Source organism: Telluria sp. RB2R28 (assembly GCF_059685835.1).
On sequence record NZ_JCASIK010000004.1, the window covers coordinates 447,450 to 461,772 of the forward strand.

The 14,323-nt window shown below is 63.1% G+C and carries 6 protein-coding genes; 4 read left to right on the forward strand and 2 right to left on the reverse strand.

The features are described 5' to 3' along the window. The first annotated feature begins 48 nt into the window (after positions 1-48). On the forward strand, positions 49-1,023 hold the full coding sequence (locus AC56LV_RS17595; RefSeq protein WP_499559517.1) for a diacylglycerol/lipid kinase family protein: 975 nt from the start codon (positions 49-51) through the stop codon (positions 1,021-1,023). 10 nt (positions 1,024-1,033) lie between these two features. Here AC56LV_RS17595 and AC56LV_RS17600 read toward each other — a convergent pair whose 3' ends face one another. After that, positions 1,034-3,940 (reverse strand): alpha-L-rhamnosidase-related protein, encoded by a 2,907-nt coding sequence (locus tag AC56LV_RS17600; protein WP_499559519.1) that lies wholly within the window; start codon positions 3,938-3,940, stop codon positions 1,034-1,036. Further along, positions 3,937-5,790, reverse strand: coding sequence for a glycoside hydrolase family 13 protein (locus tag AC56LV_RS17605; protein WP_499559521.1), 1,854 nt, complete (start codon positions 5,788-5,790; stop codon positions 3,937-3,939). The genes AC56LV_RS17600 and AC56LV_RS17605 overlap by 4 nt, the downstream gene beginning before the upstream one ends. A 383-nt stretch (positions 5,791-6,173) precedes the next feature. On the opposite strand from AC56LV_RS17605, the gene AC56LV_RS17610 reads away from it, so the two are divergent. The 3 genes from AC56LV_RS17610 to AC56LV_RS17620 all read left to right on the forward strand — a co-directional run bounded on the left by AC56LV_RS17610 (position 6,174) and on the right by AC56LV_RS17620 (position 14,244). Next, positions 6,174-9,086, forward strand: a complete 2,913-nt coding sequence (locus AC56LV_RS17610) for a TonB-dependent receptor (protein ID WP_499559523.1) — start codon at positions 6,174-6,176, stop codon at positions 9,084-9,086. Between the two features lie 449 nt (positions 9,087-9,535). Further along, on the forward strand, positions 9,536-12,199 hold the full coding sequence (locus AC56LV_RS17615) for a TonB-dependent receptor (protein ID WP_499559525.1): 2,664 nt from the start codon (positions 9,536-9,538) through the stop codon (positions 12,197-12,199). A 200-nt stretch (positions 12,200-12,399) separates the two neighbouring features. Beyond that, the gene (locus AC56LV_RS17620; protein ID WP_499559527.1) at positions 12,400-14,244 is read left to right on the forward strand and encodes a DEAD/DEAH box helicase; all 1,845 of its coding nucleotides are present in this window, start codon (positions 12,400-12,402) and stop codon (positions 14,242-14,244) included. Positions 14,245-14,323 lie beyond the last annotated feature (79 nt).

Consider the following 14,323-nt stretch of genomic DNA (forward strand, 5'->3'; position numbering starts at 1 on the left):
CGATGGCTGCATTCTCGATCAACCACCTCTTACCGAAACGACCCTGCGATGCCAGCCACCGAGTTGCTACCTGACGCTCCTTTCTTCATTATTCTGAACGCGGGGTCGGGTCATTCCGAAACCGAGATGCGCATTTCCACGATCAACGAGGTCATGGACGCCGGTGGCCGCGTATGCCATCTGGAAGTAGTGGACGAGCCCGAGCGCATCGAACAGATCGCAAAGGACATGGCGGCCAAGGCCGTCGCCAGCGGCGGCGTACTGGTGGCTGCTGGCGGCGATGGCACCATCAACACGGTCGCGCATCAGGCGGTGCTGGCAGGGTGCGCGTTTGGCGTACTGCCGCAGGGCACCTTCAACTACTTCGGGCGCACCCACGGGATTCCGGAAGACCTGGCCGAGGCCGTGCACGCGCTGCTGCGCGCCAAGATCAAGCCGGTGCAGGTAGGCATGCTCAACGACAAGATATTCCTGGTCAATGCGAGTGTTGGCCTGTACCCGGCGCTGCTCGAAGAACGCGAGCACGACAAGCGCGAGTTCGGACGCAGCCGCGTGGTCGCGTTTCTGTCGGCCATCAAGATGGCGCTGCGGGCGCATCGCCACCTGCAGATTCGGCTCGAGCTCGACGGCAAGGAGCAGCGCTTGCGCACGACGACGCTGTTCGTGGGCAATAACCGGCTGCAGATGGAACAGGTCGGTATGGAACAGTTGACCGATGCGGTCGAGGATGGCCAGCTGGCGGCGCTGGCGCCCAAGCCGATGGGTAAACTCGGTCTGCTGGGCCTGCTGGTGCGCGGCGCGCTTGGCAAGCTGGGCAACGCCGACGACGTCGTGGCATTTTCGTTCAAGCGCATGACCGTGCGCACGCCGTCGCTATACGGGCGCAAGCGCCTGAAGGTCGCCGTTGATGGCGAAGTCAGCAAAATGGCGACGCCGTTTGAGTTCCGGGTGCTGGAAGGGCGGCTCAAGCTACTGCTGGCGCCGCCACAGGCAGCCGCCGCCACACCTGGCGACGCTGCCTGAACCAGTCGGCCTACTTCACCCGCAGCAAGCGCACACCATGGATGTCGAACCGGTTCGCCGGTTCGGCGCCACCGGCGCCCGTGAAGGTCCGGTTGCTCTCCAGGTAGCTCATATTGTAGAAGTCCGTCATCTCCAGGCGGTAGCTGCCGGCCTGCAGGCGCGCCGCCAGCGGCGTCGAATACACGGTTGGCGTCGCACCCTTGAACAGCGGCGCATGCGGTAACTGGATCACGCCCTGGGCCACGATCTTGCCCGCGCTGTTCTTCAACGCCAGCCACTTCACGCCGCCACTGATCCCCAGATTCACCTGGTTCGCACCATTGTGATAACGCACCTGAACCCGGTAGTCGCCTGCGCTTTCAACCCGAATTCCATCCACTGCAAAGCGGTCTTGCGGCCGGCCCCAGTCGCGGATCGCGGGTAGTGAAAAGCGCGCATCCGGCGCCGTGGTTGTCAGGTTCGACGTCACGCGCGGGTCGGTCACGCCGATGTCGATGCCAGCACCAGCGACCGCGTCAATGCAGCGTGGCTGGCTGTGGTGGCTTACATTGCCGCTGTCGGCAAAGCGCGCCTCCACCGCATAGCACGACGCCACACCGGCCTTGTCGTCGGTCCAGGCGCCGGCCGGCAGCTTGTCGGCCACCAGTTTGCCGTCGCGGTAGACGCGGTAGGTCACGCCCGCCGCATTCCCGTTCGCGCCAATCGTCAACCCTACGGCCCCGGACGATGCACGTGTCAGCGCCTCGATCACCGGTTCGCGCGGCCCGAACGTGACGGACGATTCTTCATACGGATTGGCCTGCACGCGGCGGATGCCCTGCGCACCCGCAACGAGTTTGCCCAGCACGATCTCGATGCGATTCCCGGCTTGCAAATCACCCATGCGCAGCGTGTCCCCGACCTGCTTGCCGTTCAGCAGAATGCGCTCGACCCGGTGATAGCCGTCGCCTTCGGCCGCTGGCGGCAGGCGCAGAACCACGTCGATGCGCTTGCCGTGCAGGCGCAGGTCGTGCAAGGCAATCTCGTTCGACGCGCCAAAAGTCTCGCGCCGCAGCTTTGCCGTCACGAACGGATGCAGCGCAATGCCGTCGTCCTGCACGCGCACGCCAAACACGTTGTCGATCACCATGCCCAGATACCCGCCGACCGACCATAACTGGCGCCGCGAGTTGATCACGGGGCCGCTCAGCGCCGGGGTCTTCTCGTCGAGCAGCAGCGGCTGGCCCGACAACCACTCGAGGTTTTCCATGTTCGACAGATTCACCGCCGCGCCGCGCATCAGCGTTGCGTAGGCGGCATCGGCCACCGCCGCGTTCTTGCCCTGCACCGCAGCGCGCAAGCCGTACGCGGTGACGAAGGGCCAGATGGCGCGGTTGTGGTACACCGGCGCGCCGATCTGCTGCGGCCAGATCACCGGCGCTCCCATCGGGCCATGCGGATAGCGCGCCAGGATCGACGCCGTCTGCCTGTCGTCGGCCACGCCGCTGACGATGGCCAGCGCCTGGCCGAGCCAGTCGAACTTGTGCAGCGGCGCGCCGTCCAGGTGGCCGGCGGTGAGGCTGCTGTACATGCCTTCGTCGGCCAGCCAGAGTTCCTTGTTGATCGCGTGTTTCAGCTCCGATGCCCAACGCGTGTAGCGCGCGGCCTTGGCCGCATCGCGCTGTTCGCGCGCCAGTTGCGCCGCCAGCTTGAGCGCCTGGAAGATCACGACGTTGGTCGACAGCGCCTTCGAACTGGCCATCGACGCCAGGTCGCCCGGCATCCACGCGGCGTAGGTCTGGTCGCGCCAGTCGAGGAATGATTCTTCGCCCGTGTACAGGCCGGTGGCTGTGTCGAACGCTGCCACACGGTCGATCTCGAGTGTGTTCGACAGCGCCTTTAACGCCTTGCTGGCGAATGCCGCACGCTCGGCAGGCGGCAGCGTGCGCAGCGTTTCTTCGGCCGCGAAGGCCCACGTCAGGCGGTCCGTGCTGACCGGCCAGCTGCCGCCGCTGCCGGTATCCTGCACGATCTGCAGGCCGTCCGCCGTGGCAGGGACCTGCGCCACCGGTGTGACGCCGGCGCGCCAGCCAGAGAGCTTGAAATCGAGCGAATTGCGCACGCGCTGCGGGTCGAGCAGGGCCAGGCCCAGGTCGGCCGCATACGACAGGTCGCGCGTCCACACATACGCCCACTTCTCGCCAGTCGAGAAGCAGTCGCAATCGATGGCGTTGCCGCCGTTGTAGTTGCCGTCCTTGATCTGGCTGACCGAATTGAGGCGCATCTCGGCGCCGGCCAGCGCGAACAGGGCGTCGAAGGCGAGGTTGCCGGTGCGGGCGCGCGGCAAGCCTTCCTGCTCGGCGTAGGCGACATGCTGCGGACCGGGATCGCGCAGGCTCATGGTGCTCGACTGGACATACTGGCGCAGTGACGCCTGCGCATCCGGCGTCGAGTAGCGCACCGTCTCGGTCTTCCCATCCCACGTTGGCCAGGCCTGCGTGACGACCGCAGCGTGGCCCGCATGCGGATCGGGCGCGTTGGCACGGTCGGCATCGGGAAGACGCGTGACCTTCAGAGCAGGTTTGGCCGGATCGCTCGCGTCCAGCGTAAAGCGGTAGGTGCCCGACGTGCGCACGAACAGGAACGTCTCCGGTCCCGACAGGCGTTCGAGCTGGTACGCGGTGTCGGGCGCCACATTGACGCTCTTGTCCGGATCGATGACCCACTCGGCAGCCCAGTCGCTGCTGCCAAGCTTGAAGGCGTGGTTGCCTGGCGCAACGGCGATGTCGGCCTGGTAAATGCCCTTGCCCTTGGGCGCCAGCGCATCGGCCGTCCCCCAGCCATTGAACGCGCCGCGCACGAACAACGCGGCATCTGACTGCGCGTGGGCGGCGCCGCAGGCGAGGAGGGCGGCCAGTGCGATGGCGCTGCGCATCATCGCGGCGTCTCCAGCTCCAGGATCACCGAAGCACGTGGCGGCAGGGTCAGCGTCGAGCGCAGGTCGAACGTCTTGCCGGTCAGGACATCCACGCCGCTGGTTACGCCCGTGAGCATTTCACGGAAACGGTCGACATCGAGCGCCATTTCTTTTGCGTTGTTGTTGAACGCGACCAGCACTTTTCTATCCGCGTTGTAGCGGAAGTAGACGTAGGTATTGTTCTGCGGCCCGTAATGCATCATGCGGCCGTTGTGGATCACCGGCTGGCCCTTGCGCCAGTTGGTCAGCTTGCGGACGAACGCTTGCGCCGCGCGCGGCTTGTCCTTCAGGCCCGCGCCGGTGAAGGCATTGACCTTGTCGCCGGCCCAGCCGCCCGGGAACGGGATGCGGTAGCTGGCATCATCGCGGTCTTTCGTCGGGCTGGTAAACAGCAGCTCGTCACCCACATAGAACTGGGGGATGCGCGGCGCCGTCATCATGAATACCATCGCCATCTTGTACTTGTCGAAGTCTTCGCCGGCGACGCTGTAGATGCGCGACATGTCGTGGTTGTCGGCGAACAGCACCAGGTTGCCCGGCTCGGGATACAGGTAGTCGAGCGACAGCGTCTCGTACACGTCCGAGAACACGTTGCCGCCTTTCTTATCAGCCAGCGCGGTGCGCATCGCCTCGGCCACGGGGAAGTCCATCATGCTCGGCATGTAGGCGCGGTAACCGTCGAAGTTGTCCTTGCCGCGCTGCCAGCGCGCCACGACCGGCACCTTGATGCTCCACTCTTCGCCGACCAGGTTCAGGTTCGGGTATTCGGCCATGATGCGGCGCGTGTACTCCGACAAAAACGCGCTGTCCGAATAGCCGAAGGTGTCGATGCGCAGGCCCGAGAGCTTCGCGTATTCGATCCACCAGATGTTGTTCTGGATGATGTAGTTGGCCAGCAGCGGATTGGACTGGTTCAGGTCGGGCATGCTCTTGACGAACCAGCCGCGCGTGAAGTTGTCGGCGTCTTCTTTCGAGCCGTACGGGTCCTGCACCGCCGTGTGGTAGTGCTGGGTCGGGACGAACTTGTCGTTGTAGTTGATCCAGTCCGGCGCCGGCACATCCTTCATCCACCAGTGGTGTGAACCGATGTGCGACAGCACCACGTCCTGGATGATGCCGATGCCGCGCTTCTTCGCTTCCGTCGACAGGCGCACGAAGTCTTCGTTGCTGCCGTAGCGCGGGTCGATCTTGTACAGGTCCGTGGCCGCATAGCCGTGGTACGAGTAGCCCGGCATATTGTTCTCGATGAGCGGCGTCGGCCACAGCTGCGTGAAGCCCATGTCCGCGATGTAGTCGAGGTGGTTGATCGCGCCCTGAATGTCGCCGCCGTGGCGGCCCAGGCCGCCCTTGCGGTCAGCCTTGTCGAGCATGCCGGCGACGTTGTCGTTGGACGGGTCGCCATTGGCGAAGCGGTCCGGCATGATCTGGTAGATCGCGTCCTTGCTGGAAAAGCCCTGGCGCGTGGCGGAACCCGGGTCGCGTGCCAGCAGGCGGTAGGCATGCGTGGTCGTGCGGCCAGCGCCGCTGAACGTGATGTCGAACGTGCCGGGCGCCACCTTCGGGTCGAGCACGAGGTCGATGAACAGGTAGTTGCGGTTCGGTGTGCGCGTGACGGCCGCAATGCGCGCGCCAGGGTAGGTCAGCGTCGGCGTCAGGTCGCCGATCGCTTCGCCGTGCACCATCAGCTGAACCTTGTTGTCGTGCATGCCGGCCCACCAGAACGGCGGCTCCATGCGGTCGATGGCCGGAGCCTGGGCGAAGGCGGCAAGCGAAGCGCTGCCGAGCACGATGGTGGCGAGGAGTTGTCTCATGGATTCTGGGCTGGTGCCAGTCGCGATACTGCTGACGTAGTTCGACTACAGGATCTGCATGTCGACGCTGGAACGCGGGGCCGGTAATTGTTGTGTTGATGGAAGGTTACTATAAACCCTGCCGCCCAACAATCATGCGGGGTGGATTCGATTTCACCCCGACTACATAGGCTCAACATAGTCCAACCTTCAGATTGCCTTCAGATTCGGTGCGAAAGTCTTTCTAGGGCCTGAAAACGCCTCAAATGTGTAGCCCAAGTACAACGTGCACAATGTTGTTCTCGTGCAAAGCATGCCATGATCCTCGCCACACATTGCTGCCCGTTCGGATTCTAGTTTTAGTACAGAGTCGTAACGGCAGTTGAGAAAATCCGAGGAGACACATGAACGCCACCGTCACCCGGGCCACCCAGGCCCGCCGCCGTACTGCAGCCACTTTTGCATTCCCGTTGAACCCGTTCGCCGCCGGTTGCGCCGTGCTGCTGTCGGTCCTGGCAGGTAACGCGTATGCGCAAGCCTCGGGCAGCGAAGAAGCCACCCCCGTCGCACCGAACACGCCCGTGGCAGCCGCCACGGTGCAGACGCCGGAAGAAGCACCGGCCGCTGCACCCACCGCATTCCCGAACGGCGCCGTCTCGAAAGTGACCGTGACCGGTATCCGTACCGGTATCGAAGCGGCCATCTCGATCAAGCGCAATTCGAATTCGATCGTTGAAGCAATCTCGGCCGAAGACATCGGCAAATTGCCGGACACGTCGGTTGCTGAATCGATCGCGCGCCTGCCGGGCGTGACCGCCCAGCGCAGCCGCGGTTCGGGACGTGCATCGGAAATCTCGGTGCGCGGCTTGTCGCCAAGTTTCAACGGTACGCTGCTCAATGGCCGCGAAATGGCCTCGACCGGCAATGCCCGCAATCCTGAATTCGACCTGTTCCCGTCCGAGCTGATGGGCGGCGTCGTGATCTACAAGACGCCGGACGCGAGCGTCATCGGCCAGGGCCTGGCCGCGACGATCGACCTGAAAACCGTGCAGCCACTGGACTTCGGCAAGCGCGTCATTGCCGCCAACTACAAGCGCAGCCGCCTGGGCGTGCGCACTGCCGAAGAAGGCAGTGGCGACCGCGTCTCGTTCTCGTACATCGACCAGTTCGCCGACCGCAAGTTCGGCATCGCACTGGGCATCACGTCGTACGACGAAACCGGCGGCGAGCAGCGCAAGTTCGACGCCTGGGGCGGCAACACGGCAGCCCTGCCGTTCAATGGCCAGAACGTGCTGGTGCCGCTGGGCTTTACCGCCGACACCGAGTCGACGTCGCACAAGCGTGACGGCGCCTTCATGTCGCTGCAGTTCCGTCCGAATCGCGATTTCCGCTCGACCCTCGACCTGTTCTATTCGGCCGGCGAGACGGGCCTGAAGCGCAGCGGTTTCGAAGGCGCGGTCGGCTCGAACACGTCGGGCCTGTATGACCCGGCCGGCGTGCTGCAGAACGTCGTCGTGCAGAACGGTGTCGCCACCAGCGGCACGCTGACCAACTACAAGGGCGTGGTGCGTAACCACGTCGAGACGTCGGAAGACGACCTGAAGACGGTCGGCTGGAAGAACGAACTGAAGCTGGGCGACTGGAGCACCAGCGCCGACATCACCTGGTCGAAGGCGACCAAGCTGAGCGCGCGCTACGAAACCACCGCCGGCCTGCCGGGCAATGCGAATCCGCTGGACACGATTTCGTGGACCGGTTTTAACGGCGGCAATTTCACCGACGTCGCCTGGCGCACGGGCCTGAACTATTCGGACCGCGCGGTCGCGCAACTGACCGACGTGAACGGCTGGTCGGGCACCGCCACCAACATCCTGCCGCAAGCCGGTTACCTGGCCCAGCCGTACGTGGAAGACACGCTCAAGGCGATCCGCCTGAACGCCAAGCGTCCGGTGGAGTGGGGCCCGATGTCGGCTGTGCAGTTTGGCTATAACTTCACCGACCGCGAAAAAGCGCGCAGCGGCGAAGAAGGCCGTCTCGAGATCCTGGGCGGCGCCCAGTTCGCTGCGCAGACGATGCCGGGCACGGGCACCGGCGTTGCCGGCACCACCGGCCTTCCGATCGCCACGTGGAATCCGTCCGGCTCGCTTGGCACCGTGTACCAGCTGGCCACGAAGGTCAACGCCGACATCCTGACCAAGTTCTGGGATGTCAAGGAAACGGTCCAGACCGCTTACCTGATGGGCGACCTGAACGGCGAGCTGTTCGGCTTCGAATACCGCGGTAACGTCGGCTCGCAATTCGTGCACACGAAGCAGACGGGCGGCGGCTACAACAGCGGCAGCTGCACCGGCGAAACGGCCGATGCCTGCCCGGCCGTGCGCGTCGTCGACAGCGTCAGCTACTGGGACGTGCTGCCAAGCCTGAACCTGTCGTTCGACCTCAAGAATGACCAGGTGCTGCGCATGGGTCTGGCGCAAGTGTTGTCGCGTCCGAACCTGGACGACCTGCGCGGCGGCATCGGCTTTGGCGTGAACACCGGCGTGACCAACCCGTTCATCAGCGGTGGCGGCGGTAACCCGGGGCTCAAGCCGTTCAAGGCCAAGGCGTTCGACCTGTCGTACGAAAAGTACTTCGCGAAGAAGGGCTATGTCAGCGCGGCCGTGTTCTACAAGAAGCTCGACACGTTCATCCTGCGCACGCCGTCGGAATACGACTTCGCGCCATGGACGACCTCGACCACGCCGCTGCCGACCACCGGCGACTTCGCCGGCTCGACCGTTGGCGTGCTGAACCGTCCTGAAAACGGCGAAGGCGGCAACATCAAGGGTTACGAGCTGGCGGTGAACATTCCACTGAATATGGTCAGCGACTGGCTGGACGGCTTCGGCATCATGGCCAACCACTCGTTCACCAGCTCGGCGATCGACATTCCGGCACTGGGCTTCGGCAATGTGCAGACCTCGGCGCAGTCGATCCCGCTGCCTGGCCTGTCGCGCAAGGTCAGCAACCTGCGCGTGTACTACGAAAAGTATGGCTTCCAGATCGCCGCCGCAGCGCGCAAGCGTTCGGACTTCCTGGGCCAGTCGCCGGACTTCTCGGACACGCTGCAGTACACCTTCGTGAAGGGCGAGACGATCGTCGACTTCCAGCTGTCGTATGAAATCCAGTCGGGCTTCGCCAAGGGCTTGTCGGTGTTTGCCCAGGCCAACAACTGGAACAATGCGCCGTACCAGGAGTACACGAACAACAGCGATTCGATCACCCGCCGCGTCGATTACGGTCGCACCTACCAGTTCGGCGCCAACTACAAGTTCTGATGACCGGCGAGGCTGCGTAACAGCCTCCAGACCGCATCAAGCGATCCCCGACAGCCGAAAGGCTGCCGGGGATTTTTTTCGTCTGTTGTAAAAATACAAAATTCACGTAGTGAAGTTACAAGCTGGGTTCCAGGGACTGATTGTTTTACTACATCCTGCGCACCGATTCGGTGCAATCAAGCATAAATAGTTGCTTTTTAGAGCGTTTGTAGCCCAACTACACGCGTTAAAAACCACACGTGAGCTGCTCATCAGTTATTAAGTCATTGTTTTTATTGAATATCGTGTCAACGGATGACCCGAGTTCGTTTGAAACCAACTCCCGTTGACAGTGCATCTAGTTTTAATACAGAATCCCGCCGAGCGTTGATGTTGAGGCGTGTCATAACAAAGTCCCGAACATGCGGTCGAAAGCTGCTCTAGGGAAATTACGTCGTTCTGAGGAGATCATGAAAACTTTCGCCAACAAGCGTTCCGCGTTCCAGCTGAGCCCAGTGGCTGCCGGGTGCGCCATCTTTGTCACCATCATGGCCGGCAGCGCGCAGGCGCAAACCGCCACGACGACTGACACCGCCGCAACCGATGTGCCAGTCGCAACCGTCACCGTGACCGGTATCCGCCGCGCCATCGAAGACGCGATTGCCGTCAAGCGCGAATCGACCGGCATCGTCGAAGCCATTTCGTCGGAAGACATCGGCAAGCTGCCGGACGTGTCGATCGCTGAATCGCTGGCCCGCCTGCCGGGTCTGTCGGCGCAGCGCGTCAACGGCCAGGCCCAGTCGATCAGCATCCGCGGCACCTCGGGCGACCTGTCGACCGCGCTGCTCAACGGCCGCGAACAAGTCACCACCAGCTCGGACCGTACCGTCGAATACGACCAGTACCCATCCGAACTGATCAGCGCCGTCACCGTGTATAAAACCGGCGACGCCGCCGTGATCGGCCAGGGCCTGTCGGGTACTGTCGACCTGCAAACCATCAAGCCGCTGTCGCTGCGCGAGCGCGTCGTCACCGTCAATGTGCGCGGTGAAAAGAATTCCAAAGGCGAAGTCAGCGCCGGCTCGCCGGACACCGGCAGCCGCGTCAGCGCGTCGTACATCGACCAGTTCGCCAACCGCACGCTCGGTGTGGCCATCGGCTACGCCCGCCAGGACAAGCCGAACGTCGGCGAACAGTTCGAAACGTGGGACTGGGTGGACGATACCAATGTCGTGCCAGGCTCGACCGTCAAAGTGCCAAAGGGCATGAAGTCGATCGCCACGACCGGCAACCAGGTGCGTGATGGCCTGATGGGTGTGCTCGAATGGCGTCCTAACCGCAACTTCAGCTCGACCTTCGACGTCTACCACTCGCGTTTCGACCAGGAAGAAATCCGCCGCGGCATCGAAATGCCACTCAAGGACGACGGCGAAGTGCGTTTCTCGAACCCGACCGTCGTGAACGGCACGATGATCAGTGGCACCGCCAACAACGTCAATCCGGTCGTGCGCAACAACCGCCTGACGCGCGACGACAAACTGACCGCCTTCGGCTGGAACAACCGCTACACGACGGGCGACTGGGTCGGCATCGTCGACATCAGCCGCTCGAAGGCTGACCACAAGGAACAGCTGATCGAGATCAACGCCGGCCGCGCTGCGCGCCAGACGCTGAACTACAGCTACAACGGCGGCACGATTCCTGTGCTGGGCCTGTCGGGCACCTACGACGATCCGTCGCAGCTCGCCATCGGCGGCCAGTTCGGCGAAGGCTATGTCAATGCCCCGAACATGACCGACAAGATGACCTCGTTCCGCACGAGCATCGAGCGCAAGTTCGACAACGCACACTTCAGCAGCATGGAAGTCGGCTTTAACTACTCGAAGCGCGAAAAGGAAAAAGCGCACCTGGAGACGGGCTTCTCGAAGATCGGCAATGGCACCTTCGGCGCCAATGTGCTGAACGATTCGCAAGCGCTGTACGGCCTGCAGAACAGCCTGAGCTGGGACATCGACGGCGTGCTGGCCAACAACTTCGGCCCATTCACGCCAGCCGTGCTGGTGCCATGGGGCGCGACCAAGAACTGGACCATCGAAGAGAAGGTCAAGACCGGCTACGCCAAGCTGAACATCGATACCGAACTGATGTCGATGCCACTGCGCGGCAATATCGGCATGCAGGTCATCGAAACCGACCAGAGCTCGACCGCGAACACGCTGCGCGCCTGGCCATTCGCCGACCTGGTGCCACTGACCGACGGCAAGAAGTACACCGACTACCTGCCAAGCATCAACCTGGCATGGAGCCTGCCTGACCAGCAATTCCTGCGCTTCGGCGCCGGCAAGACGCTGGCACGTGCCAAGCTGAACCAGCTGAACGCGGCGCTGGAAGTGGGCCTGACCGCCCAGACCACCGGCACCCCGTACGGTAACGGCGGCAATGCGCAGCTCGATCCATGGCGCGCCAAGCAGGTCGACCTGTCGTATGAAAAGTACTTCGGCAACAAGGGCTATATCTCGGCGGCTGGTTTCTACAAGGACCTGTCCTCGTACATCTACAGCGTGACCGTGCCACGTGACTTCTCGGAGTTCAACCTGCAGGGCGCCCTGACCAACATCGGCACCATCACCCAGCCGCGTAACGGCGAGGGCGGTAGCCTGCGCGGTCTGGAGTTTGCAGCATCGACCCCGCTGGACATGATCCACCCGATGCTCGACGGTTTCGGCATCACCGCCAACGCGTCGTTCACCAACAGCGAGATCTCGATTCTCGACCAGCGCTTCGGCAACGTCGCGATTCCGCTGCCAGGCCTGTCGAAGCGCGTGTTCAACTTCACGGCGTATTACGAGAAAGATGGCTTCTCGGCACGTATCAGCCAGCGTTATCGCAGCGATTTTGTGGGTGAAATCGGCGGAATTGGTGGTGCAACCGAGCTGACTTACGTAAAAGCTGATAAAGTAGTCGACCTGCAATTGGGTTATGACTTCAAGCAAGTCGAAGGTCTGTCCGTGCTGTTCCAGGTCAACAACCTGACCGACACCGCCTTCCGCAGCTACGCTGGTACCGAAGACCGTCCGCGCGGCTATGCCAAGTATGGCCGCCAGATGCTGTTCGGCCTGAACTACAAGCTGTAATCCGGTATCAAGCGAAGGTAGCGCCACCCAACGGGGCGCTGCCGCGATCGCCAATGCCCTTGCAGGTGTGCCTGCAAGGGCATTTTTCATTGTTCGGATTCTGTGGTTTCGGCCGCCCGGTCCATTGTATTTAGCGCCCCCAACGAAGCAACGGTGTAAACTGTCGCATTCGTACTTACTTAATAAGAGCAACTTCCTCTATGTCAGACACCCCAATCCCATCGTTTTCCGACCTCAATCTTTCGGCGCCTGTCCTGAAAGCATTGAAAGACGTCGGATACGAAACGCCGTCGCCGATCCAGGCAGCCACCATTCCCCTGTTGCTGGAAGGGCGCGACGTGCTGGGACAAGCGCAGACCGGCACCGGTAAAACCGCCGCCTTCGCACTGCCAATCCTGTCGAACATCGACGTCAAGCAGACCGCGCCGCAGGCGCTGGTGCTGGCGCCGACGCGCGAACTGGCGATCCAGGTCGCCGAAGCATTCCAGAGCTACGCCGCCCACATCAAGGGCTTCCACGTGCTGCCGATCTACGGCGGCCAGAGCTACGGCCCGCAACTGTCGTCGCTGCGCCGCGGCGTGCACGTCGTCGTCGGCACGCCAGGCCGCGTCATCGATCACATCCAGAAGGGCTCGCTCGACCTGTCGAAGCTGACCACCCTCGTGCTGGACGAAGCCGATGAAATGCTGCGCATGGGCTTCATCGACGACGTCGAGCAGATCCTGCAAAAGACCCCGGCCACGCGCCAGACCACGCTGTTCTCGGCAACGATGCCGCCAGCAATCAAGCGCATCGCCAAGACCTATCTGCGCGACCCGCAAGAGATCACGGTTGCCGCCAAGACCGGCACCGCCGACAATATCCGCCAGCGCTACTGGCTGGTGGCCGGCATGCACAAGCTCGACGCGCTCACCCGCATCCTCGAAGCCGAAGCGTTCGACGGCATGATCATTTTCGCCCGCACCAAACTGGGCACCGAAGAACTGGCGACCAAGCTGCAGGCGCGCGGTTTCTCGGCCGCTGCCATCAACGGCGACATCGCCCAGCAGCAGCGCGAGCGCACGATCGATAACCTCAAGAAGGGCAAGATCGACATCCTGGTCGCGACCGACGTTGCCGCGCGCGGCCTGGACGTCGAGCGCATCAGCCACGTCATCAACTACGACGTGCCGTCCGACCCTGAGAGCTACACCCACCGCATCGGCCGTACCGGCCGCGCTGGCCGCAGCGGCGAAGCGATCCTGTTCATCACCCCGCGCGAGCGCAGCCTGCTCAAGCTGATCGAGCGCACGACCCGCCAGCCGGTGTCGCCACTCGAACTGCCGACCGTCAAGGCCGTCAACGAAGTGCGCATGACGCGCTTCAAGGACCAGATTCGCGCCACGCTGGCTGAAGGCAACCTGGAGGTCTTCCGCGCGCTGATCGAAGACGTCGAGCGCGACGACAATGTCCCGGCGATCGACATCGCCGCGGCCCTGGCCAAGATGGCGCGTGGCGACGAGCCGCTGCTGCTGACCAAGCCCGACCGCGACGTGCGTCCGGAAAGCATGCCATCGCAGCGCGAATTTGGCGGCAGCCACGAGCGTGCACCACGCGAGCCGCGCAGTGACTGGGAAGAGCGTCCAGCGCGCCCTGCGCGCGAGCCAGGCTTCAAGAAAGAGCGCGTCATGCGCGACCCTGAGCCGGGCATGGCGACGTTCCGCATCGAAGTGGGCTTTGCCCACGGCGCCAAGCCGGGCAATATCGTCGGCGCGATCGCCAACGAAGCGAACATCCCGTCGAAGCAGATCGGCCGCATCGAGATCTATGACGATTACTCGACGCTCGACCTGCCGTCGGACATGCCTGCTGAACTGTTCACGCAACTCAAGTCGATCTGGGTCGCCGGCCGCCAGCTGTCGATCACGCGTGACGGCGAAACGCCAGCGGTGCCAGCCGCCGGCGCCAAGAAGCCGTTCACGAAAAGCGGCGCCGACCGCCGCGTGACCGACAAGCCGATGCCGGGCAAGAAGCCGCATCGCAAGGGCGAGGGTAGCAAGGACTGATCGTTTCACCGTGAGCTGAAAAACGTCGTTCCCGCGCAAGCAGGAGCGACGTTTTTGCATCTGCACGTCGAATAGCGGG